The sequence below is a fragment of the Streptomyces sp. NPDC003456 genome (genome assembly GCF_042878735.1).
Lineage (GTDB): Bacteria > Actinomycetota > Actinomycetes > Streptomycetales > Streptomycetaceae > Streptomyces.
Window position 1 is genome coordinate 286,701 of the sequence record NZ_JBIAOK010000001.1, and the last position, 21,962, is coordinate 308,662.

17 protein-coding genes are annotated in these 21,962 nt (G+C 72.4%); 14 read left to right on the forward strand and 3 right to left on the reverse strand.

Features of this window, described 5'->3' with window-relative positions:
- The first annotated feature begins 426 nt into the window (after window positions 1–426).
- Window positions 427–1,254 (forward strand): hypothetical protein, encoded by an 828-nt coding sequence (locus tag ACFYWG_RS00960; RefSeq protein ID WP_389198392.1) that lies wholly within the window; start codon window positions 427–429, stop codon window positions 1,252–1,254.
- A gap of 267 nt (window positions 1,255–1,521) precedes the next feature.
- Window positions 1,522–3,093 (forward strand): amino acid permease, encoded by a 1,572-nt coding sequence (locus ACFYWG_RS00965; protein WP_389198394.1) that lies wholly within the window; start codon window positions 1,522–1,524, stop codon window positions 3,091–3,093.
- 26 nt (window positions 3,094–3,119) lie between these two features.
- Here the strand turns inward: ACFYWG_RS00965 and ACFYWG_RS00970 are convergent, their stop codons facing one another.
- On the reverse strand, window positions 3,120–3,815 hold the full coding sequence (locus tag ACFYWG_RS00970) for a TetR/AcrR family transcriptional regulator (protein WP_389198397.1): 696 nt from the start codon (window positions 3,813–3,815) through the stop codon (window positions 3,120–3,122).
- Between the two features lie 167 nt (window positions 3,816–3,982).
- Between ACFYWG_RS00970 and ACFYWG_RS00975 the strand changes: the two genes are divergently transcribed.
- Genes ACFYWG_RS00975 through atzF form a run of 4 tightly spaced genes read left to right on the forward strand, consistent with a single transcriptional unit; the run spans window position 3,983 to window position 10,720 of the window.
- Window positions 3,983–4,837: an urea amidolyase associated protein UAAP1 gene (locus tag ACFYWG_RS00975; protein WP_389198399.1), complete on the forward strand. Its 855-nt coding sequence runs from the start codon at window positions 3,983–3,985 to the stop codon at window positions 4,835–4,837.
- Window positions 4,834–5,487: an urea amidolyase associated protein UAAP2 gene (locus tag ACFYWG_RS00980; RefSeq protein WP_389198401.1), complete on the forward strand. Its 654-nt coding sequence runs from the start codon at window positions 4,834–4,836 to the stop codon at window positions 5,485–5,487. Before ACFYWG_RS00975 ends, ACFYWG_RS00980 begins: the two co-directional genes overlap by 4 nt.
- Window positions 5,484–9,071 carry an urea carboxylase gene (uca, locus tag ACFYWG_RS00985; RefSeq protein ID WP_389198403.1) on the forward strand — a complete coding sequence of 1,196 codons (3,588 nt, stop codon included), beginning with the start codon at window positions 5,484–5,486 and terminating at the stop codon, window positions 9,069–9,071. Before ACFYWG_RS00980 ends, uca begins: the two co-directional genes overlap by 4 nt.
- Window positions 9,068–10,720: an allophanate hydrolase gene (atzF, locus tag ACFYWG_RS00990; RefSeq protein ID WP_389198405.1), complete on the forward strand. Its 1,653-nt coding sequence runs from the start codon at window positions 9,068–9,070 to the stop codon at window positions 10,718–10,720. Before uca ends, atzF begins: the two co-directional genes overlap by 4 nt.
- 44 nt (window positions 10,721–10,764) lie before the next feature.
- Here atzF and ACFYWG_RS00995 read toward each other — a convergent pair whose 3' ends face one another.
- Window positions 10,765–11,730 carry a helix-turn-helix domain-containing protein gene (locus ACFYWG_RS00995; RefSeq protein ID WP_389198408.1) on the reverse strand — a complete coding sequence of 322 codons (966 nt, stop codon included), beginning with the start codon at window positions 11,728–11,730 and terminating at the stop codon, window positions 10,765–10,767.
- Window positions 11,731–12,037: 307 nt separating this feature from the next.
- Between ACFYWG_RS00995 and ACFYWG_RS01000 the strand changes: the two genes are divergently transcribed.
- On the forward strand, window positions 12,038–12,394 hold the full coding sequence (locus ACFYWG_RS01000) for a hypothetical protein (RefSeq protein ID WP_383507674.1): 357 nt from the start codon (window positions 12,038–12,040) through the stop codon (window positions 12,392–12,394).
- Window positions 12,395–12,510: 116 nt separating this feature from the next.
- Here the strand turns inward: ACFYWG_RS01000 and ACFYWG_RS01005 are convergent, their stop codons facing one another.
- Window positions 12,511–14,079, reverse strand: coding sequence for a PucR family transcriptional regulator (locus ACFYWG_RS01005; RefSeq protein WP_389198411.1), 1,569 nt, complete (start codon window positions 14,077–14,079; stop codon window positions 12,511–12,513).
- A gap of 431 nt (window positions 14,080–14,510) precedes the next feature.
- On the opposite strand from ACFYWG_RS01005, the gene ACFYWG_RS01010 reads away from it, so the two are divergent.
- Genes ACFYWG_RS01010 through trxA form a run of 7 tightly spaced genes read left to right on the forward strand, consistent with a single transcriptional unit; the run spans window position 14,511 to window position 21,959 of the window.
- Window positions 14,511–14,918: a general stress protein gene (locus ACFYWG_RS01010; protein WP_389198413.1), complete on the forward strand. Its 408-nt coding sequence runs from the start codon at window positions 14,511–14,513 to the stop codon at window positions 14,916–14,918.
- 51 nt (window positions 14,919–14,969) lie between these two features.
- Window positions 14,970–16,880: a molecular chaperone DnaK gene (dnaK, locus tag ACFYWG_RS01015; RefSeq protein WP_389198415.1), complete on the forward strand. Its 1,911-nt coding sequence runs from the start codon at window positions 14,970–14,972 to the stop codon at window positions 16,878–16,880.
- A 9-nt stretch (window positions 16,881–16,889) separates the two neighbouring features.
- On the forward strand, window positions 16,890–17,507 hold the full coding sequence (grpE, locus tag ACFYWG_RS01020) for a nucleotide exchange factor GrpE (RefSeq protein ID WP_389198417.1): 618 nt from the start codon (window positions 16,890–16,892) through the stop codon (window positions 17,505–17,507).
- Window positions 17,508–17,513: 6 nt separating this feature from the next.
- Entirely contained in the window at window positions 17,514–18,467 is a 954-nt protein-coding gene (locus ACFYWG_RS01025) for a DnaJ C-terminal domain-containing protein (RefSeq protein ID WP_389198419.1), read from the forward strand.
- Window positions 18,467–18,874 carry a chaperone modulator CbpM gene (locus tag ACFYWG_RS01030; protein WP_389198421.1) on the forward strand — a complete coding sequence of 136 codons (408 nt, stop codon included), beginning with the start codon at window positions 18,467–18,469 and terminating at the stop codon, window positions 18,872–18,874. Before ACFYWG_RS01025 ends, ACFYWG_RS01030 begins: the two co-directional genes overlap by 1 nt.
- On the forward strand, window positions 18,865–21,504 hold the full coding sequence (gene clpB, locus ACFYWG_RS01035) for an ATP-dependent chaperone ClpB (protein WP_389198423.1): 2,640 nt from the start codon (window positions 18,865–18,867) through the stop codon (window positions 21,502–21,504). The genes ACFYWG_RS01030 and clpB overlap by 10 nt, the downstream gene beginning before the upstream one ends.
- Window positions 21,501–21,959: a thioredoxin gene (gene trxA / locus ACFYWG_RS01040; RefSeq protein WP_376328460.1), complete on the forward strand. Its 459-nt coding sequence runs from the start codon at window positions 21,501–21,503 to the stop codon at window positions 21,957–21,959. Before clpB ends, trxA begins: the two co-directional genes overlap by 4 nt.
- Window positions 21,960–21,962: the final 3 nt, after the last annotated feature.

Sequence of the window (21,962 nt, forward strand, 5' to 3'; positions counted from 1 at the left end):
TCAACCATTTTCGAAACTCAGTTCATCTGCGACGACTGGCACCCCTATGTCCGTTTTGATAAAACATGATCGCGATTCACCGCCCGGTGCCGCCCGCACCATTCCTGTCTTTGTCAGGACGACATGAGCGGGATGCGCACCGCGCCCGGTCGCTTCTCTGCCGGTGGAAAGCGAAATGTGCGGCCGTCGTGTGCGGCCCTGCGTGCGAGCACCCCGCCGGACGGGCGGGGCCGCGAGCCACGGGAGCACGACCGAGGCATGTGAGGGTGTGGCCCTCGCGGCCGGGCCGCCGCCGCGACTCCTCTCTGCACCCTGCCCAGGCCGGCACGAGCCAGGAGAAGGCGCACAGCTCGAGCAGGCCGAGGTGGGGTGTCTCCCCTGCAACGGCTAGATTCGGCACGCCAACCACGAGTCCTGGGGGACGCCATGACCGATGAACCGCAGCATCACTCCGAGCCCGGGCCCCTGTTGAACGTGGGCTGCTTGATGCTGCTGATGGTGTTCGGCGGCCTGGCAACGATGCTGTACGGCCTGGGAGTGCTGATCTTCGGCGACACCCCGGCCTCGTCCGCCGTCACCGTCCTCGTCGCGGGCCTGACCGCCTCGGTGCTGGGTGTCGCCGTCATCAAGCGGTTCCCCGACGCCGTGCAGATGAAGGGGTACGCCCCGTCGGCACGCGTCACCCGCCTGGCGGCCGAGCGTTCGCTGGGCGATCACGTCTTCACCCGGAAGAACACCAGCCCGTTGGAGATCGTGGCCGGCACGGTGACCATCGGCGCTGTGATCGTGGGAGCCCTGTGGGGAGTGAACCGGGTCCTCAGCAGGACCGGGACCGACATACCCGGCCTGCAGAGGCTGGTGAGCATCGTGGTGCTCTGTCTGCTGGCGGCGCTCGTCCTGGTGATCATCGCGCTTCCGGTGCTGTTGTGGAAAACGCCCAAGGGATTCGTTCGCACGCATCTGTACGCGGGCGGGCTCGTGTACACCTCCTACGGCCGCCCTCGCCCCGTGCCCTGGGACGATGTCGACCGCCTTGTGCTCTCGCGGCAGGCTCATGGAGCCACCCTCTTCGACGGCAAGTTGGTCGCCTACCAGGTGATCACCCGTGACGGGCACCGGCTGCGGATCGACGCCCATCCTCACCTGCATTCCGACCCGTTGGGCGAGCACCTCCTGAACGCCGTACGACTGCGCGGGCGCCCGGTCCTGGAGGACGGCCCGGGGGTGGGCGACCCCCAGCACCGAAGGACCTAGGAGCAGCCGCACGCGGGGAACAAGGGCCGGCGCCTCCCGCTCGCCGCGCCGGCCGAGCAGCTCCACCCCGACAACGAACGCCGCACGGCCCGGCGCAGGAACCCCCGCACGGTCGTCGAGCCCGGCGCGAGCCATGCCTCCCGCCGGGAGAGCAGTCACTAACGGGTGGGACACGGCCGCGACACGCGGCGGAAACGGGTCGTCCCTAATTTCTGTCAACCGACAGGAATTCGCAGGGACGTCTCACCTCCGCGACAGGGGACCGCCATGACCGTGACCACCGATCCCACGCCACCGGCATCTCCGGCGCCGGACGACGGCGACGCACTCGCCCCGTTCGGCTATCCCCAGGAGCTGCGGCGGCGGATGGGGCGCTACGCCTCCTTCGCCGCCGGTTTCTCCTTCATCTCCGTCCTGACAACGGTGTTCCAGTTCTTTTCGCTCGGCTACTCCTTCGGTGGCCCCCTCTTCTTCTGGACCTGGCCCGCCGTCCTCGTCGGGCAGCTCCTCGTCGCCGCCTGCTTCGCCGAACTCGCCGCCCGCATGCCCATCGCCGGGGCGATCTACCAGTGGGCGAGCCGGCTCGGCTCCCCCGCCTTCGGGTGGTACGCGGGCTGGATCATGGTGATCGGGCGGATCGTGGTGGTGGCGGCCGCCGCGCTCGCCCTGCAGGTCGTCCTGCCCGCCGTCTGGTCCGGCTTCCAGATCGTCGGCGGCGACCCGTCACCCACGACGGCCAGCGGCGCCGCCAACGCCGCCCTCCTCGGCCTCGTCCTGCTGGCGCTCACCACCCTGCTCAACGTCCTGGACAACCGCGCGCTGTCGGCCGTCAACACGGTCGGGGTCACCGCCGAGATCGTCGGCGTCGCCCTGATCGTCACCCTCCTGGCCACCCATGCGGAGCGCGACCCCGGTATCACCCTGCACACCGGTGGCGAGGGCGGCCTCATCACGGCGCTCCTGGTGGGCTCGTTCACCGCCGCGTACGTCCTGATCGGGTTCGAGAGCGCGAGCGAGATGAGTGAGGAGACCGTCAACCCCCGGCGCACCGCGCCCCGCACGACGCTCACCGCCCTCACCACGTCCGGCGTGTGCGGCGGGCTGCTCCTCCTCGGCGGCCTGCTCGCCGCGCCCAGCCTCACCGACGGGCGGCTGGCGACGGAGGGGCTCGGCTACGTGCTCACCAGCACCCTGGGCGACGGCCTCGGCCGGGTCCTGCTCGCCGACGTGGCGCTCGCCGTCTGCGCGGCGACCCTCGCCATCCAGACCTCGGCGACCCGCATGCTCTTCTCCATGGCCCGCGACGGCGTCCTTCCGCGGTCGGCGGCGCTGGCGCGGGTGCCGCGGCGGACCGGGATGCCCGGCACGGCCGCGGTGGTGGTCGGCATCGGCGCGGCACTGCTGCTCCTGCTCAACCTGGCCTCCCCGCAGGCGTTCCTCGCCATCGGCACCACGTGCATCGCGATGGTGTACCTGGCGTACGCCATGGTGACCGGGCCGATGCTGGTCCGGCGGTTGCGGGGCGAGTGGCGGCCTCCGGCCGGCGGTGAGCGCGACGAGCTCGGGCGTCCCCTGTTCTCCCTCGGGCGCTGGGGACTTCCCGTCAACGTGCTCGCGGTGGCCTACGGACTCTTCATGACGGTCAATCTCGCCTGGCCGCGTGCCGAGGTGTACGACCCCGAGGGCGGCCACTGGTACTTCCGCTGGTTCACCGTCCTGGTCCTCGCGGCGACGGTCGCGACGGGCGCGGCCTACCGCTGGCACCGCGGGCGCCGGGACGCCCACGGACACGGGACTTCCGCGGAACCGGAACCGGAGCCGGAGACCGTACGCGCCTGATACAGCGCCGAGCAGGAAGCCGAGGATCAGGCCCGCGCCGCGAGGAGCCCCAGCCCCTCGCGGCGCAGCCGTGCCAGGGCGCGCTGCGGCACGCCCGCCACCCGCAGCGCGGCGTCGGCCGTCGCGCCCGCGAGGGCCCCGGGGTCGTGGCCGGGGCCGGCGCGCCGAATGAGGATCACGCTCTCGGTGAGGCCGAAGAGGAGGTCGGCACGGAGCGCGAGCTCCTCGGGGGCGAGGTCCGCGCCGGGCCCGGTGCCGGACAGCAACCCCGTGTAGGCGGACTTCAGTTCGTTCCTGAGCCGGTGGAAGACGGCGAAACGCTCCGTCCCGACCTCGGGCAGCAGGTAGAGCGCGCCGAGGTTGTACGGCCCCGCGCACAGCAGGGTGGCGTCGGAGTGGCACAGCGCCCACAGGCGGGCCTCCGGGGACGCCTCCGTACGGGACACGAGCCCGGCCGCCAACTCCAGCGACGGGCGCACGGTCCCCTCCAGCAGGTCGGCGAGGATCGCCTCCTTGCCGTCGAAGTAGTGGTACAGGGACGCCTGCCGCAGCCCGGCGCGCTCGGCGATGGACCGGGTGGAGGTGGCCGTGTAGCCCCGGGTGGTGAACAACTCCGCCGCCGCGGCGAGGACTTCGTCACGCGGCTCCGGGCCGCCGGCCGGGCGCTCCTGGACCCTCGGGCGGCCGACTCTCCTGCCGGCGGGTGTGTTCGGCGTGCTCACTCCGCGATCCTCGCACAGGGCCGGCCGCTCCCTCGGAGCAGCCGTCGGGCCGAGTGCCCGGTAACCGACCGGAAACGCGCGGGCAACGGGGGTGAAGCGGCCGCTGCCTAATTTCTGTCGAGCGACAGAAATCAGGTCCGAGACGAGCCCGCACCGGAGGTCGAGCCATGGGGACACCCTCAGCGCCACCGTCAGTCACCGCGTCGGCGTACGGCGCCCGCGACCATGCCCGCGCCCAGGAGGGCACGCGAGCGGATGCCATGCCGGTCGTCCCCGCGAGCGGCTGGCCGGCGCCTCCCCCGGGCGTCGGAGCGGGCGACCTCATCTGGGCCGAGACCGTGGCGGGTGGCAACTACACGCACAAGGTGCTCGCCCGCGGCACCGAACTGCGGCTGACCGACCTCACCGGCGACGCCTGCGCCCACCTCCTCCTGCACTGCGCCGACCGCCCCTGGGAACGGCTCAACACGGCCGACACGGTGAAGGTGCTCTGGAACGCCTACCTCGGCGAGGGACAGCTGCTCCTCTCCGACCAGGGCCGGGTGCTCGCCTCCGTCGTCGAGGACACCTCCGGCCGGCACGACGCCCTCACCGGCACCTCCACCCTCGCGCGCAACACCGCGCGGTACGGGGACGGGACCCCGCAGTCCGGCTCCCCCGCGGGGCGCGAGCTGTTCAAGCTGGCCGCATCGAAGAACGGCCTCGCCCCGCGCGACCTCCCGCCGTCCGTCTCCTTCTTCCAGGGCGTACGGATCGCCGAGGACGGCACCACCGTGTTCACCGGCTCGGCGGGCCCCGGCGCGTCCGTCACCCTCCGCGCCGAGCAGGACGTCACCGTCCTCCTCGCCAACGTGCCGCACCCGCTGGATCCGCGTCCGGAGTACGTCTGCGGGAACCTCCAGGTGCTGGCGTACCGGTCCCGCCCGACCGCTCCCGGAGACGCCCTCTGGGACGCCGCGCCCGAAGGCCGCCGTGCCTTCCTGAACACCGTCGGCCACCTCACCGCCCGGGGGCTCGCATGACCGTCACCGCCCTTCCCGGCCGCGTCGTCCGCGACGACACCGTCCCCGCCCGCGCCGGCTGGTCCGGGGTCGTCCGCGAGGGGCAGCTGCTGACCCTCACCGACCTGCACGGCAACCAGGCCGCGGACTTCCTGGTGTACGACGCGCACGACACCTCCGTTCGCTACAGCGCCTCCGACACGATCCAGGCGCAGGGCAACGTGTTCCTGACCACCGGCTCGGTGCTGCTCTCCAACGAGCACACACCGCTGATGACCGTCCTCGAGGACACCTGCGGGCGGCACGACACCCTCGGCGGCGCCTGCTCCAAGGAGTCCAACACCCTCCGCTACGGCCACCACACGTGGTCGCAGCACGCCTGCGTGGAGAACTTCCTCGGCGAGGGCGCCCGGCACGGCCTCGGCAAACGCGACCTGGTCTCCAACATCAACTGGTTCATGAACGTGCCGGTCGAGGAGGACGGCACGCTCGGCATCGTCGACGGCATCTCCGCCCCGGGCCTGAAGGTCGTGCTCCGCGCCGACACCGACGTCCTCGTCCTGCTGTCCAACTGCCCCCAGATCAACAACCCCTGCAACGGATTCGACCCGACGGCCGTGCGGATGACCATCACCGAGCCCGGCGAGAACGACGAGGACGGCGCACGATGACCTTCGACACCCTGCTGGTCGCCAACCGCGGCGAGATCGCGGCGCGCGTCATCCGTACCGCCCGGACGCTCGGGCTGCGGACCGTCGCCGTGTACTCCGACGCCGACCGCGGCACCGAGCACGTCCGGATCGCCGACGAGGCCGTACGACTCGGCCCCGCCCCGGCCAAGGAGTCCTACCTCGACGCCGACCTGGTCCTCAAGGCCGCCAAGGACACGGGGGCGGGCGCCATCCACCCGGGCTACGGCTTCCTGTCCGAGGACGCCGCCTTCGCGCGCCGCTGCGCGGACGCCGGCATCGTCTTCGTCGGCCCCACCCCGGAACAGCTGGAGCTCTTCGGTACCAAGCACACCGCGCGCGCCGCCGCCGAGGCGGCGGGCGTCCCGCTCGCCCCCGGCACCGGCCTGCTCCCCGACGTGACCGCGGCCCTCGCAGCCGCCGACGGCATCGGCTACCCGGTGATGCTGAAGGCGACAGGGGGCGGCGGCGGCATCGGCATGCAGGCCTGTCACGACGCGGCCCAACTCGCCGACGCCTGGGAGCGGGTGCAGCGGGTGGCCGCCGCCTCCTTCTCCTCCGCCGGGGTCTTCCTGGAACGACTCGTCGAGCGGGCCCGCCACGTCGAGGTGCAGGTCTTCGGCGACGGCCGGGGCGGGGTCGTCACGCTCGGCGACCGCGACTGCTCCCTCCAGCGCCGCAACCAGAAGGTCCTGGAGGAGGCACCGGCCCCCGGCCTGCCGGACCACGTTCGCCACCGGCTCGCGACCGCCGCCCGCGACCTGTGCGCGTCGGTCGACTACCGATCCGCCGGCACGGTCGAGTTCGTGTACGACGCCGCCCGCGAGGAGGCGTACTTCCTGGAGGTCAACACCCGCCTCCAGGTCGAGCACCCGGTCACCGAGGCGATCTACGGCGTCGACCTCGTCGCCTGGATGCTGCGCCTCGCACAGGGCGACACCGACGTCGTCACCGCTCCCCCGGCCCCCACGGGCCACGCCGTCGAGGCGCGCGTCTACGCGGAGGACCCCTCCCGCGACCACCGCCCCAGCGCGGGCCTGCTGACGCGGGTCGCCTTCCCCGACGACGTCCGCGTGGACGCCTGGGTGGAGACGGGCACCGAGGTCACCACCTCCTACGACCCCATGCTCGCCAAGGTGATCGCGCACGGCTCCGACCGCGCCGATGCGCTCGACCGGCTCGACGCGGCCCTCGCCGCGACCCGCGTCGACGGCATCGAGACCAACCTCGGCCTGGTCCGCGCGGCGCTCCGGAACGCCGACGTGCGTGCGGCGGTCCACTCCACGGCCACGCTCGCCGGCGTCACCGACCCGACCCCGCGCGTCGAGGTCGTCGCCGCGGGCACCCTGACCACCGTGCAGGACTGGCCGGGGCGTACCGGCTACTGGCAGGTCGGCGTGCCCCCGGGCGGGCCGATGGACGACCTGTCCTTCCGGCTCGGCAACACCGCCCTCGGCAACGACGAGGGCGCCCCCGGACTGGAATGCACCCTCCAGGGCCCTTCCCTGCGGTTCACCCACCCGACCACCGTCTGCGTCACCGGTGCCCCGGCACGGGTGACGGTCGACGGTGCCGCCGTGCCGCAGTGGGAACCGGTGACCGTCGGCGCCGGACAGACCCTCGCCGTCGACGCACCCACCGCCCACGGTCTGCGCACCTACGTCCTGTTCGCGGGCGGCCTCGACGTACCGGAGTTCCTGGGCAGCGCGGCCACGTTCACCCTGGGCCGGTTCGGCGGACACGGCGGGCGGGCCCTGCGCCCGGGCGACGTCCTGCACGGCGGCGAGGCACGCACGCAGACCTCCGTCGTCCCCGTCGCCGAACGGCCGGACTTCGGCACCGTCTGGCATGTCGGCGCGGTCGAAGGTCCGCACGCAGCCCCGGAGTTCTTCACCGAGGACGACGTCCGTGACTTCTACGCGGCGGACTGGAAGGTGCACTTCAACTCGGCGCGCACCGGCGTCCGGCTGGTCGGCCCCAAGCCGCGCTGGGCGCGCGCGGACGGCGGCGAGGCCGGACTGCACCCCTCCAACATCCACGACACGCCGTACTCGGTGGGCGCCGTCGACTACACCGGTGACATGCCGGTCCTCCTCGGCCCCGACGGGCCGTCGCTCGGCGGTTTCGTCTGCCCGGCGACGGTCGTCACCGGGCAGCGCTGGAAGCTCGGCCAGCTCCGCCCCGGCGACACCGTCCGGTTCGTCCCGGTCACCCCGGAGGCCGCGGCCGGTCTGCGCCGTGCCCCGGCCACGGTGCCGCGCGCCGACCGCGAGGTGATCGCCGACGGGGGCGTCCTCGCCCGCCTGCCCGAGAACGACGCCCGCCCGTCGGTCACGTACCGGCGCAGCGGCGACGACAACCTCCTCGTCGAGTACGGGCCCATGCAGCTCGACCTGGCGCTGCGCATGCGGGTCCACGCCCTCGCGGAGGCGCTGGCCGCACGCGGGCTCCCCGGAGTCGTCGACCTCACGCCGGGCATCCGCTCGCTCCAGATCCAGACCGATCCGGACGTACTGCCGCAACACGACCTGCTCGACGTGGTGCTGCGCGTGGAGGAGGAGCTCCCCGCCACGGACGAACTGGTGGTGCCCAGCCGGACCGTGCACCTGCCGCTGTCCTGGGACGACCCGGCGACCCGCGAGGCCGTCGAGCGCTACATCGCCGGCGTGCGCGACGACGCCCCCTGGTGCCCGTCGAACATCGAGTTCATCCGCCGCGTCAACGGCCTGGACACGGTCGACGACGTGTACCGCACCGTCTTCGACGCCGAGTACCTGGTGCTCGGCCTGGGCGACGTGTACCTCGGCGCCCCCGTCGCCACCCCGCTGGACCCCCGGCACCGGCTGGTCACCACCAAGTACAACCCGGCCCGCACCTGGACGGCGGAGAACTCGGTCGGCATCGGCGGCGCCTACCTGTGCATCTACGGCATGGAGGGCCCCGGTGGCTACCAGTTCGTCGGCCGTACGACCCAGGTGTGGTCGCCCTGGCAACAGCGCGGCGCCTTCGCACCGGGCCGGCCCTGGCTGATGCGCTTCTTCGACCGGATCAAGTGGTATCCGGTCGGGGCCGACGAACTCCTGGAACTGCGCGCGGACATCGTTTCCGGCCGTTTCGTGCCGAAGACCGAGGAGGGCACCTTCTCGCTCGCCGTCTACCGGGACTTCCTCGACGCGAACGCCGCGTCGATCGCCGCCTTCCGGGCCCGGCAGAGCGCGGCCTTCGGCGCCGAGCGCGACGCCTGGGAGGCCGCCGGTGAGTTCGCCCGCGCCGAGGCGGCCACCGAAACCGTCCCGCCGACCGCGGACGTCGAGGTGCTCGAGGGCGGCCGGCTGGTCGAGGCCGACCTCACCGCCTGCGTCTGGCAGGTCAACGTCGAGGTCGGCGACCGGGTGTCGGCGGGTCAGCAGCTCGTCGCCCTGGAGGCGATGAAGATGGAGTCCCCCGTGACGGCTCCCGCCGCAGGCGTCGTCGCGGAGGTCCTGATCAGGCCGGGGAGCCAGGTCGAGGCCGGTACCGCCCTCGTCGTCCTGGCCCCCGTCGAGACCGCGGAGGTGGCCGTATGAGCGGTGCGCTGGAACGGGTGCGGGCCGCGTACGCCCGCATCGCCCGGGCGGACCGGCCCGAGGTGTGGATCGACCTCCGCCCCCAGCAGGACGCCGAGGCGGAGGCCGCCGCGATCGACGCGCGGACCGCCGCCGGGGAGCGCCTGCCCCTGGCCGGAACGGTCCTCGCCGTGAAGGGCAACATCGACGTCGCGGGGCTCCCGACCACCGCGGGCTGCCCCTCGTACGCGTACCGGCCCGCAGCCGACGCACCGGCGGTGGCGCGGCTGCGGGCGGCCGGGACGGTGGTCCTCGGCACCACCAACCTGGACCAGTTCGCGACCGGTCTGGTAGGTACGCGCAGCCCGTACGGCGCGGTCCGCAACGCCGTCGACCCGGCGTACGTGTCCGGCGGGTCCTCGTCCGGTTCGGCGGTCGCGGTCGCCCTCGGCCTCGTGGACCTCGCCCTCGGCACGGACACGGCCGGTTCCGGCCGGGTGCCGGCCGCCTTCAACGGCGTCGTCGGACTCAAGCCGACCCCCGGCCTCGTCCCGGCCGAGGGCGTCGTCCCGGCCTGCGCGTCGCTCGACTGCGTCACGGTGTTCGCCCGCACCCTCCCCGAGGCCGAGCAGGCCCTGTCCCTCATGGCGGCGCCGGTGGACCTCGCCGCCGCGCCGGCCCGCCGCCCGGGGCCGTGGCGCGTCGCGGTCCCGCACGCCCCGCAGCTCGGCGAGCTGGACGAGGGCTGGGCGGAGGCGTTCGCCAGGACGGCGACCCGGCTGGCCGAGGCGGGGGCCGAACTGCTGCCCGTGGACCTCGAGCCGTTCATCGAGGCAGCGGCCATGCTGTACGAGGGGGCGTTCGTCGCCGAGCGCTACACCGCCGTCGGCGCCTTCGTCGACGCGCACGCGGGCGACCCGGGCCTCGATCCGACGGTGGCCGGGATCATCTCCGGGGCGCGCGACGTGCCGGCCCACCGCCTGTACGCGGACCGGGAGAGGCTGGCCGTCCTGCGCGAGCGGGCCCTGGCCTCCCTCGGCGACGCGGACGCGCTGCTCCTGCCGACCACGCCCGGGCACCCGACCCTCGCCGACGTCGCGGCCGCGCCCCTCGGCGCGAACGCCCGGCTCGGCCGGTTCACCAACTCCACCAACCTGTTCGGCCTCGCGGCGGTCGCCGTCCCGGCGGGCGAGGTGGCGGGACGGCCGTTCGGCGTCATGCTGATCGGGCCGGCCCGCACCGACGAACGCCTCGCCCGGATCGCCCGTCTGCTCACGGCTCCGCCCCTGGACCTCGCGGTGGTCGGCGCGCACCTGTCCGGGCAGCCGCTCAACGGGCAGTTGCTCGCTCTGGGCGGCCGGTTCGTCCGCACGACCGCGACGGCACCCGCGTACCGGCTGTACGCGCTGGACACGACGCCCGCGAAACCCGGCCTGGTCCGGGTGCGAGAAGGCGGCGCGGCGATCGAGGCCGAGGTGTGGCGGCTCCCCGCCGAGGGGCTGGGCGCGCTGGTGGCGGCCCTCCCCCGCCCGATGGCGCTCGGCAGCGTGGAACTCGCGGACGGCGCCTCCGTGCCGGGCTTCCTGTGCGAGCCCGAGGCCCTCGACGGCGCGCGGGAGATCACCGCCCACGGCGGCTGGCGCGCGGCGCTCGCCGCCCTCGGGGAGTGACGACGGGGACGCTGGGGCCGGGCTTCGTCGGGTGGGACCCGGCGTCACCCGGTCCTGCATCGATCGCGGTACTCCTGCGGGCTCGACCCGTATGCCTCGCGGAAGGCCCTGCTGAAGTGTGCCGGGTCGGTGAATCCCCACCGTGCCGCAACGGTCCGGATCGGCACCCGGTTCTGCACGGGGTCCGCGAGGTCACGGCGGCAGCGTTCGAGACGGCGGCCGCGGATCCATGCCGAAAGGGTCTGCCCCTCTCCCTCGAACAACCGGTGGAGCGACCTCACCGAGATGCTCTGGGCTGCCGCGATGGTCGCGGGTGACAGATCCGGGTCGGCGAGGTGCCGCAGGATGTGGTCCTTGAGCCGCAGCAGCAGCGTCTCCCGCGTGCCTGTCGGTGTCGCCCTGGGGTCACTCTCGAGCTCGTGCGCCAGTACGGCCGTGATGAGGTCGACCACGATGGGCGACAGGCGGGCCGCGTCAGCGGAGGTCAGGGACGGCCCCTGCCGCAGTGCCTGCCGCAGGCAGGCTGTCAGCAACGCACCCACACTGTCGTGCCCGGGGAGGCGGTGAGCGGTGAGGCTTCGGACCGCGCCGGGCGACAGCGGCAGCGCGTCGCGCGGGAAGCGCACCACGATCCCGTCCGCCGTGACGTCGGGGACCGTCCACGCCCGGAAGGGCGCCGAGGTGTCGAACAGCACCAGGTCCATCGGTGCGAGGGTCGCCTGACGATCCTGCTGTTCGATGCCCGACCTTCCGCACAGCGTGAGCGACAACTGCAGCAGAGCCGGGTCGGCACGGCGGATCAGGCGCGGCGTACGGCGCGCTTCGAAGGGCCGGCAACGCACGCGGGCTATCTGCACCGTGCCCAGATCCAGCGACGTCATCTCCGCCCAGAAGGTGAGTGGGTCGGTGCTGACAGCGTGGACGGGCACCACCGAGTGGGCGACGGCCTCCCACCAGAAGGAGAAGCGATCGGCCGGCGCGAGACCGTCCAGGTTGATCACGCTGTACATGTGGCTCCCCCGCCTCACCGACGTTCACACCGCTGGTCATGGCCGCTCCGACGCTGCGATCCCCGCCCGGTCACGGCGACGGGATCGACGTCTTCGAAGATGTTGGCACGCGGGGACAACCACCTGGCGCTGCACGACAATCACGGGACGGTGCAGCCCCACGAGACTGGCGGCGATACAGGCGCGGCCTACGGGCCGGCCGACAGCGACTCCTTCGACCAGGCCGAGAGGAAGATCATCAGTGTCATCCATAGGGCGACGTGCCAGTCTGATATGCGCGGGGGCCTCCCTCGCACTGCCCGTGCTCGTGGTCGGAGCACCGTCCGCCACCGCGGACACCAACTGCGGCAGCTGGCCGGGCAACGGCATAGCCCATCACGACGTCAAGACGCGCACGGTGACGCACGGCGGTCGAACGGTGAAGATCGCGCTGGTGAACCAGCGCCTGAGTGACCACTCCTTCGCCGCGATCCGCAGCGGCTACCGGTCCGGTGACCAGACCTGGGTGGACCGGTCCTCGGACGGCGGCAGGACCTGGACCCAATGCGGCCCGTTCAACAAGCAGTTCTCCAACGACCTCAACAACCTGCACTACTCGATGCGCGCATGCGCACGGTTCAACGGTGCGAGCTTCTGCACCGGTTGGTACTACGACAACGACTGACCCCACGCCCGTCTTCTCCGGTCCGTACGGCGGATCGGAGAAGACGGGCGCATCCCTGCCGGCGGGCACCTCTCCCGCAACTCGGCGCCGCGCGCCCCGAGGATGACCCTCGCGCCTCAACCGGGTCCGCCCAGGAGGATCTTCCACACGCGGGTCGCGACCTGCAGGTTGAGGCGGTCCTCCACGTTCGTGAGGTCGTGGCCGCTGATCTCGCGGATGCGCTGGAGCCGGTAGCGAAGCGTGCTGCGGTGGATGGCGAGGGACTCGGCGGTCTCCGTGTAGTTGCCGCCGCAGTCGAAGTACCGGGACAGCGTCTCGACGAGCGCCGCACGGTGCAGGCCGTCGTAGTCGACGAGCGGCCCGAGCCATTCCCGCACGAAGCCCTCCAGCTCCTGGTGGTCGTTCCCGGGTCCCAGGATGCGGTAGAGGCCCAGATCGTCGAAGAACGTCGTGCCGTATCGGCTGCGGGACCGGCGGCGTACCTCCAGGGCACGCAGTGCTTCCCGGTAGCGGCCGGGAATACCGTCCGGGGTGTCGCAGCGGGCGCTCACCCCGATCGTCCCGTCCGGTGTGCCGGTCTCCCGGGCGAGCCTGTCGTACAGGGCGTGCTCGTCGGGCCTGCCCTCGGCGACCAGGACCACGTGGTCGGAACGCCGGGTCACCAGCGACGGCATACCCACGGCCGAGGCCGCCCGGCCCACGGTCCGCGCGAAGGCGTCGTCCGCGGCCCGGCTCCTCCACTGCACGACGACCACGTACTGGATGCGGTGCAGGTCGTGCCCGAACGCCTCGGACCGGGCGTAGGCGCTCGCGTCGTCCGTACCGCCCAGAAGATCGTCGACCAGTTCGCGGCGCAGTCGCAGCTCCAGCTCCGCGAGGCGGCGCAGATGCGACAGCTTCAGGGCGAGTGACGTGGCGGCATGCTCCAGAGCGAAGACGGTGTACTCGTCGGCGTCGTCCCGGGGATCGACCAGGGCCAGCACTCCGAGGATCTCACCGCGGGGGCGTACCAGGGAGATCAGTCGGTCCTTGATGCGCACGGGCCCGCCTCTGCGGGCGACCTCCTGGAGCATCGCTTCGTGGCGTGCCGGGTCCGGCTCGGGATAGGGGTCGGGCCGGCCGGGACCGGTCCAGGACCGCAGCCGGCCGAAGCGGTCCTCGACCAGCACCGGAAGTCCGGTGAGCTCGTGCAGTGCGCCGGTGACCGCCTCCTCGCCGCCGCCCGAGGCAGCGGCCTCGGCGAACGCGTCGTGCACGGCACGCTCATATCCCGCCTTGACCACGAGGGAGATCAGCCGCTGCTGGAGGGTTGCTCGTTCTCGCCGGAGCCGGTGCAGCTCCAGCGCGTCCTCCTGCTGGCGTCGGCGCGCGACGGCGACCGACAGGGCTGCGGCGGTGAGGCGCACCAGCACGGTGAGCAGGTGGTGCTGGGCAGGGGTGGGTCGGGAGCGGGACGTCACCACGAGATAGCCGTGCAGTCCACCCGGTCCGCGCAGGGCCAGTGCACGGCCCCGTGACCGGCCGGGAACGGACACAGGGCCGTCCCGCCCCGTCAGCTCGCGCACCGTCCGGTCGACGCCTGACGCATGGTCCGGCCCGCCGGGCGGGCTGGGGACCAGCCGGCCGTGCACCCTGAGGTATCCGGCCTCGGCCCGGTAGGGGCCGACGGCCGACACATGATCCATGGCCAGGCGCAGGATCTCGCCCTCGTTCCGGCTGTCGAACAGGGCGCGAAAGACTGCCGGCAGTTCGTGGGAAGCCCGGGTCGCCCTGGCGGGGAAGGTGCCGGCGGGACCCTTCTCACGAGGCCGTCGGAGGCCGCCCGGACGACCCCGGGGAGGGCTGCCTTCCTCACCGGGACGGCCTCGGCGCATGTTCCGGGCCCAGCGGCCGGCCATGGGATCACGCCCTTTCCCGAGCCCTCATGGAGGTGGGCGTACTTCGCGTACCCGCTCCCCACCGGCTCACCCGAAGTCTCCGGAGTTTTCGCCTCGTCCTCGCGGGGGGAGGGGCTCCGTCGTTCTTCGACCTGCCGGGCGCAGGCGTGGAAGGGCTCGGTTCGCGAGTCTGGGGCATGCCGGGCGCCGCCGCGCCACCGGCAGGAAGGACTCGGGCGATGACCGAACAGCCTCGCAGGACCGTTGCCACGTACGAGACGCACCGGGACGCCGAACGTGCCGTCGACCACCTCTCGGACCAGGGGTTTCCCGTGGTTCCCGTGGTTCCCGTGGAGAGGGTGGCCATCATCGGCCAGGCCGTCCGCCTCGTCGAACAGGTCGTCGGGCGGACGGACCACGGGCCCGCGGCCCTGCACGGTGCGGCGAGCGGGGCTCTTCCCGGTGCGCTGATCGGCCGGCTCTTCGGCCTGGCCGACTGGACGGCCGCCGGGGGTTCGCCTCCCGTCCGCTCGATGCAGCCCAGCCGTTACGACGTCGAAGGGGACGAGGCGGTCGCGGACGAGGCCGTACGGCTGCTCGGCGGACTGCACGCCACCGGTACCGGCGGACGTCCCGCCCGTACATGAACGATCGGACCGCGGCTGCGGCGCGTGCCGCCGCACCGGGAGGAGCTCCTCATGGCCAAGGCAGTAGGCATCGACCTGGGCACCACGAACTCGGTGATCGCCGTGTGGGAGGGCGGCGAACCCTCCGTCGTGCCCAACAGCGAGGGCAACCGCACGACACCGTCCGTGGTGGCCTTCACCGACACCGGGGAACGGCTGGTGGGCCAGCTGGCCCGGCGCCAGGCGATCCTCAACCCCAAGGGCACCATCTACTCGGCCAAGCGGTTCATCGGCCGGCGCTTCGACGAGATCTCCGACGAGGCCAGGGCGGTGGCGTACGACGTCGTCGAGGGTCCGGGCGGCGTCGCCCGCTTCAAGGTGCGCGACAAGCTCTACGCGCCGGAGGAGATCAGCGCCCAGGTGCTGCGCAAACTCGCCGACGACGCGGGCAAGCAGCTCGGAGAGCGGGTCACGGAGGCGGTCATCACCGTGCCCGCCTACTTCAATGACGCCCAGCGCACCGCCACCAAGGACGCCGGGCGGATCGCGGGACTGGAGGTGCTGCGGATCATCAACGAGCCGACCGCTGCCGCCCTCGCCTACGGCATGGACAAGGTGCAGCACGAGACGGTGCTGGTCTTCGACCTCGGGGGCGGCACGTTCGACGTGAGCATCCTCGACGTCGGCGACGGCGTGGTGGAGGTGCGGTCCACGGCGGGCGACAGTCACCTGGGCGGTGACGACTTCGACCGGCGGCTGGTCGACCACCTCGCGGACGACTTCCAGAAGGAGAACGGCATCGACCTGCGCAAGGACCCGCAGGCCCTGCAGCGTCTGTTCGAGGCGGCGGAGAAGGCCAAGACCGAGCTGAGCTCGGTCACGCAGACGCAGGTCAGCCTGCCGTTCATCACCGCCGACGCCTCGGGGCCCAAGCACCTCACCGACTCGGTCATGCGGTCCACGTTCGAGCAGATCACCAGCGACCTGGTGGAACGGTGCCTCGAGCCGGTCCAGCAGGCGATGGCCGACGCCAAGGTCGGCGAGAGCGACATCGACGAGGTGATCCTGGTCGGGGGTTCCACCCGCATCCCCGCCGTCCAGGCGCTGGTGCGCCGGCTGACCGGCGGCAAGGAACCCAACATGAGCGTCAACCCCGACGAGGTCGTGGCCCTGGGTGCCGCGATCCAGGCCGGGGTGCTCAAGGGCGAGGTCAAGGACGTCCTGCTGCTCGATGTCACGCCGCTGTCGCTGGGTGTCGAGACGCGGGGCGGCGTGATGACAAAGATCATCGAGCGGAACACCACCATCCCCGTGCGCCGCACGGAAACCTTCTCCACCGCCGAGGACAACCAGCCCGCCGTCGACATCGTCGTCCTTCAGGGCGAGCGCGAACGGGCCGCCGACAACCGGGTGCTCGGCCGCTTCCAGCTCACCGACATCCGGCCGGCGCCGCGCGGCGAACCGCAGATCGAGGTCACCTTCGACGTCGACGCCAACGGCATCCTCGACGTCAGGGCCCGCGACCAGGACACCGGCAAGGAGCAGGGCATCACCATCACCGAGAGCTCCAACCTGGACCGCGGCGAGGTCGAACGCATGGTCCAGGAGGCCGAGCGCAACCAGGGCGAGGACCGGGCCCTGCGCGAGGCCGTCGACGCCCGCAACGAGCTCGACGCCGTCGCCTATCAGGTCGAGAAGCGCCTCGCCGAGCTGGGCGACGCCGCACCCGCGCACGAGAAGGCACGCGCGGAGATGCTGGTGTCGGACGCCCGGGCGGCGGTCAAGGAGGAGGCCGGCGTGGAGCGGGTGCGGCCCCTGACCTCCGAGCTCCAGCAGGTGCTGTCGGGGCTGGCGGCCCATCAGGGCGCCGCCGCCACGGGCGGTCCCGGTCAGGACACCACCGGGGGCGGCGCGACCGACGGCGGGACGAGCGGCGGTGGCGGTGACGACGACGTCATCGACGCCGAGTTCGACAAGGGCTGAGGAACCGTCATGCCGATCCACCCCAGGCAATCAGACCCGGCCGTGCCGGACCCGGCCGGCCCGGTTCCGGAGGACGCCGCACGCGCTCCCCGCGGGGATCTTCCGCGCTCGGGCCCGCCGACCGGCCAGGGGCCTGACGCCGACGAGCGACCCGGCCCCGACGCGGGCGGCGGCCCCGCGCCTTCCGAGGACCAGCACACGGCCGAGCTCAGGGAACTCGAGGACCGCTGGCGGCGCGCGCTCGCCGACCTCGACAATCTCCGCAAGCGCCACACCAGGGAACGGGAGCGGGAGCGGACGGCCGAACGGTCCCGTACGGCCGCCGCCTTCCTGCCCGTCCTGGACAACCTGGAACTCGCCCTGGCCCATGCCGGATCCGACCCCGGCGCGATCGTGGAGGGCGTCCGGGCCGTCCGCGACCAAGGGGTGAACGTCCTCGAACTGCTCGGCTACCCGCGGCACGCGGAGACCGGCGTCACCTTCGACCCGGCCCGGCACGAGGTGGTCGGCGTCGTCCAGGACCCCGACGTCGCGCCGGGCACGGTCGTCGAGGTGCTCCGCCCGGGCTACGGGGACGGTGAGCGCCAGCTCAGGCCCGCCTCCGTGACGGTCGCGAAGCGGGAGTGACCGGTCATGGCAAGGGACTTCTACGAGGTGCTGGGCGTGTCACGGACCGCGAGCCAGGACGAGATCCAGCAGGCGTATCGCACACTCGCCCGCAAGTACCACCCCGACGTCAACAAGGATCCGGGGGCGGAGGAACGCTTCAAGGACCTCAACGAGGCCTACAGCGCCCTGTCGGACCCCAAGACCCGGGCCCGTTACGACCGCTTCGGCGAGGACTTCCGCAAAGTGCCCGAGGACTGGGAGGAGCGGGTCGGTGCCGGCGCCGGAGCCGGCGGTGGCTTCCGCGCTCGGAGGACCGCGGGTGCGGGCGGCCCCCGTGTCCGGTACACCGGCTTCGGCGAGGATCTCGCAGGGGAGGGCATCGGCATCGAGGACCTGTTCGGCTCACTGTTCGGAGCCGGCGGCGCCCCCGGCGGTGTACCGGGGGCCGACCAGGAGGCCGAGTTGCCGCTCACCGTGGAGGAGGCGTACCGGGGCGGCCGCCGCACCGTCACGCTCGCCGGCCCCACCGGGCAGCCGCGGCGCTACGAGGTCGACGTACCCCCCGGCGTCACCGACGGGCAGCGCATCCGCCTGGCGGGCGAGGGCGGACGCGGCAGTGGTGACGCCGCCGCCGGGGACCTGTATCTGCGGGTGCGCATCCCACCGCACCCTCGGTTCCGGCTGGACGGACGGGACGTGCACACGCAGCTTCCGGTCGCCCCCTGGGAGGCCGCGCTCGGCGCGACGGTTCCGGTGCCCACCCCGGGCGGCGGCACGGCCAAGGTCACGGTCCCCGCGGGCTCCTCCAGTGGCCGGCGGCTGCGGCTGCGCGGCGAGGGCATGCCGAACCCGCGCGGTGCCGACGGCGACCTGTACGCCGAAGTGCGCGTCATGGTGCCGTCCCGGCTCAGCGACCGGGAGCGCGAGCTGTTCGAGGAGCTGGCCGCCACCTCTTCGTACGACCCCAGGAGGACGTGATGAGCGACCGACCCCCACGGGCCGCCACCGGCGACCGGGCCGCCCGGGCCGACGCGGGCGGGCGTCCCGTACGGACGAGCGCCGGCTCGACGGCCGTGCGCTACGCGCTCGTGCCCGTGCCCAGGCTTTCCCTGGACACCGCGGCCCGCCGCGCCGGCGTCCATCCCGACCTCGTGCGCCGGTTCGTCGCCCTGGGGCTGGTCGACGCCGAGCGCGACGCCGCGGGGCGCCTGGTGTTCGACTCCGCGGCCCCGGCGGTGCTCGCCCGCGTGCAGCGGCTGCGCTCCGGTCTCTGCCTCAACTACGCATCCATCGGTCTGGTGCTCGATCTGCTGGACCGCATCAGCCTGCTCGAAGCCGCCCTGCGCCGCGCCGGTACGAGGAGTGACATACCGCCATGGACATGAACCGTCTCACCCAGAAGTCACAGGAAGCCCTCCAGGAGGCGCAGACCGCCGCCGTCCGCATGGGCCAGACCGAGGTCGACGGTGAGCATCTGCTGCTCGCGCTGCTCGACCAGGAGGACGGGCTGATCCCGCGGCTGCTGCAACAGGCGGGCAGGGAGCCCGGGCAACTCCGTGAGGCCGTGCGCGAGGAGCTGTCCCGCCGGCCCAAGGTGACCGGCCCGGGTGCGGCGCCGGGCCAGGTGTTCGTCACCCAGCGCCTGTCCCGGCTGCTGGACGCGGCCGAGCGGGAGGCCAAACGCCTCAAGGACGAGTACGTGTCCGTGGAGCACCTCCTGCTCGCCCTGGCCGAGGAGGGCTCGGCGACCGCCGCCGGACGCCTGCTCAAGGAGCACGGCATCACCCGGGAGTCGTTCCTGAGCGCGCTGACCCAGATCCGAGGCAACCAGCGGGTCACCTCCGCCAACCCCGAAGTGGCCTACGAGGCTCTGGAGAAGTACGGCCGCGACCTGGTCGCCGAGGCCAGGGACGGCAGGCTCGACCCGGTCATCGGCAGGGACGCGGAGATCCGCCGCGTCACCCAGATCCTCAGCCGCAAGACCAAGAACAACCCCGTCCTCATCGGCGACCCCGGCGTCGGCAAGACCGCCATCGTCGAGGGGCTCGCCCAGCGCATCGTCCGCGGGGACGTGCCCGAAGGACTGCGCGACAAGACCGTGTTCTCACTCGACATGGGCTCTCTGGTCGCCGGAGCCAAGTACCGCGGCGAGTTCGAGGAACGCCTCAAGGCCGTGCTGTCCGAGGTGAAGGCGGCCCAGGGGCGCATCCTGCTCTTCGTCGACGAACTCCACACGGTCGTCGGCGCGGGCGCCGCCGAAGGAGCCATGGACGCGGGCAACATGCTCAAGCCGATGCTCGCCCGCGGCGAACTCCACATGATCGGTGCCACCACCCTGGACGAGTACCGCAAGCACATCGAGAAGGACGCCGCCCTCGAACGCCGCTTCCAGCAGGTGCTGGTCGACGAGCCGAGTGTGGAGGACACCATCTCCATCCTGCGCGGACTGCGCGAACGCCTGGAGATCTTCCACGGCGTGAAGATCCAGGACACCGCCCTGGTGTCCGCGGCCACCCTCTCCCACCGCTACATCACCGACCGGTTCCTGCCCGACAAGGCCATCGACCTCGTCGACGAAGCCTGCGCCCGGCTGCGTACCGAGATCGACTCGATGCCGGCCGAACTCGACGAGATCACCCGCCGCGTCACCCGCCTGGAGATCGAGGAGGCCGCCCTGTCCAAGGAGACCGACCCCGCGAGCAGGACCCGCCTGGAGGAACTGCGCAAGGAACTCGCCGACCTGCGCGGCGAGGCCGACGCCAAACGCGCCCAGTGGGAGGCCGAACGGCAGGCGATCCGCCGCGTGCAGGAACTGCGCCAGGAACTGGAACAGGTCCGCCACGAGGCGGAGGAGGCGGAACGCGCCTACGACCTGAACCGCGCCGCCGAACTCCGCTACGGCCGTCTCCAGGACCTGGAGCGCCGGCTGAGGGCCGAGGAGGAGCAACTGGCCGCCAAGCAGGGGCAGAACCGGCTGCTGCGCGAGGTCGTCACCGAGGAGGAGATCGCCGAGATCGTCGCCGCCTGGACCGGGGTTCCCGTCGCCCGTCTCCAGGAGGGCGAACGCGAGAAGCTGCTGCGCCTCGACGAGATCCTGCGCGAGCGCGTCATCGGCCAGGACGAGGCCGTCAAGCTCGTCGCCGACGCCATCATCCGCGCCCGTTCCGGTATCCGGGATCCGCGCCGCCCCATCGGCTCGTTCATCTTCCTCGGCCCGACCGGCGTCGGGAAGACCGAGCTGGCCAAGACCCTCGCGGCGGCCCTGTTCGACTCCGAGGACAACATGGTCCGCCTCGACATGAGCGAGTACCAGGAGCGGCACACCGTCAGCCGGCTCATGGGCGCACCGCCCGGATACGTCGGCTACGAGGAAGGCGGACAGCTCACCGAGGCCGTACGCCGCAAGCCGTACTCGGTGGTCCTGTTCGACGAGATCGAGAAGGCGCACACGGATGTCTTCAACACCCTGCTGCAGATCCTCGACGACGGCCGCATCACCGACGCCCAGGGCCGCGCCGTCGACTTCCGCAACACCGTGATCATCATGACGTCCAACATCGGCTCCGAGCACCTCCTCGACGGTGTCACCGCCGAGGGTGAGATCAAGCCGGAGGCCCGCGCCCTGGTGATGGGCGAGCTGCGCGGGCACTTCCGCCCGGAGTTCCTCAACCGCGTCGACGACATCGTGCTGTTCAAGCCGCTCGGCGAACGGCAGATCGAGCGGATCGTGGAGCTGCAGTTCGACGAGCTGCGCCACCGCCTCGCCGAACGCCGCATCTCGGTGGAACTCACCGAGCCCGCACGTGAGTTGATCGCCCACCAGGGCTACGACCCGGTGTACGGGGCGCGGCCGCTGCGCCGCTACATCTCCCACGAGGTCGAGACGATGGTCGGGCGCGCCCTGCTGCGCGGCGACGTCCAGGACGGCGCGACGGTCCGCGTCGACGCCGAACACGGAGAGCTGGTCGTCACCTACGACCGGCCGGAGGACCTGAAGGGAGCGCGGGCGGCATGAGCACCGTGCAGGCCACCACCGTCACCTGCCCGCACTGCGGGCGCACCAACCGGGTACCCGTGGCCGCCGAGGGCCACCCCACGTGCGGCCAGTGCAAGCAGCCGCTGCCGTGGGTGGCCGACGCGGGCGACGACGACTTCACCGAGGTCGCCGAGCAGGCCACCGTGCCCGTCGTCGTCGACCTGTGGGCCACCTGGTGCGGCCCCTGCCGCATGGTCAGCCCCGCACTGGAGAAGGTCGCCACCGATCTCGCCGGCCGGATCAAGCTCGTCAAGGTGGACATCGACAAGAACCCCCGTCTGGCGCAGCGGTTCGAGGTCCAGGCGGTACCGACCCTGCTGGTTCTCGACCAGGGACGGACCATCGCCCGGCAGGCGGGCGCGGCACCTGCCCCTGCCCTGCGGCGGTGGGTGGAGCAGACGATCGCCGGCCGCGAACCGGCCGGGAAAGGGTGATCA

Coding starts and splice junctions, on each gene's coding strand:
- ACFYWG_RS00960 (WP_389198392.1), top strand. CDS start 427: ATGACCGATGAACCGCAGCATCACTCCGAGCCCGGGCCCCTGTTGAAC.
- ACFYWG_RS00965 (WP_389198394.1), top strand. CDS start 1,522: ATGACCGTGACCACCGATCCCACGCCACCGGCATCTCCGGCGCCGGAC.
- ACFYWG_RS00975 (WP_389198399.1), top strand. CDS start 3,983: ATGGGGACACCCTCAGCGCCACCGTCAGTCACCGCGTCGGCGTACGGC.
- ACFYWG_RS00980 (WP_389198401.1), top strand. CDS start 4,834: ATGACCGTCACCGCCCTTCCCGGCCGCGTCGTCCGCGACGACACCGTC.
- uca (WP_389198403.1), top strand. CDS start 5,484: ATGACCTTCGACACCCTGCTGGTCGCCAACCGCGGCGAGATCGCGGCG.
- atzF (WP_389198405.1), top strand. CDS start 9,068: ATGAGCGGTGCGCTGGAACGGGTGCGGGCCGCGTACGCCCGCATCGCC.
- ACFYWG_RS00995 (WP_389198408.1), bottom strand. CDS start 11,730: ATGTACAGCGTGATCAACCTGGACGGTCTCGCGCCGGCCGATCGCTTC.
- ACFYWG_RS01005 (WP_389198411.1), bottom strand. CDS start 14,079: ATGGATCATGTGTCGGCCGTCGGCCCCTACCGGGCCGAGGCCGGATAC.
- ACFYWG_RS01010 (WP_389198413.1), top strand. CDS start 14,511: ATGACCGAACAGCCTCGCAGGACCGTTGCCACGTACGAGACGCACCGG.
- dnaK (WP_389198415.1), top strand. CDS start 14,970: ATGGCCAAGGCAGTAGGCATCGACCTGGGCACCACGAACTCGGTGATC.
- grpE (WP_389198417.1), top strand. CDS start 16,890: ATGCCGATCCACCCCAGGCAATCAGACCCGGCCGTGCCGGACCCGGCC.
- ACFYWG_RS01025 (WP_389198419.1), top strand. CDS start 17,514: ATGGCAAGGGACTTCTACGAGGTGCTGGGCGTGTCACGGACCGCGAGC.
- ACFYWG_RS01030 (WP_389198421.1), top strand. CDS start 18,467: ATGAGCGACCGACCCCCACGGGCCGCCACCGGCGACCGGGCCGCCCGG.
- clpB (WP_389198423.1), top strand. CDS start 18,865: ATGGACATGAACCGTCTCACCCAGAAGTCACAGGAAGCCCTCCAGGAG.
- trxA (WP_376328460.1), top strand. CDS start 21,501: ATGAGCACCGTGCAGGCCACCACCGTCACCTGCCCGCACTGCGGGCGC.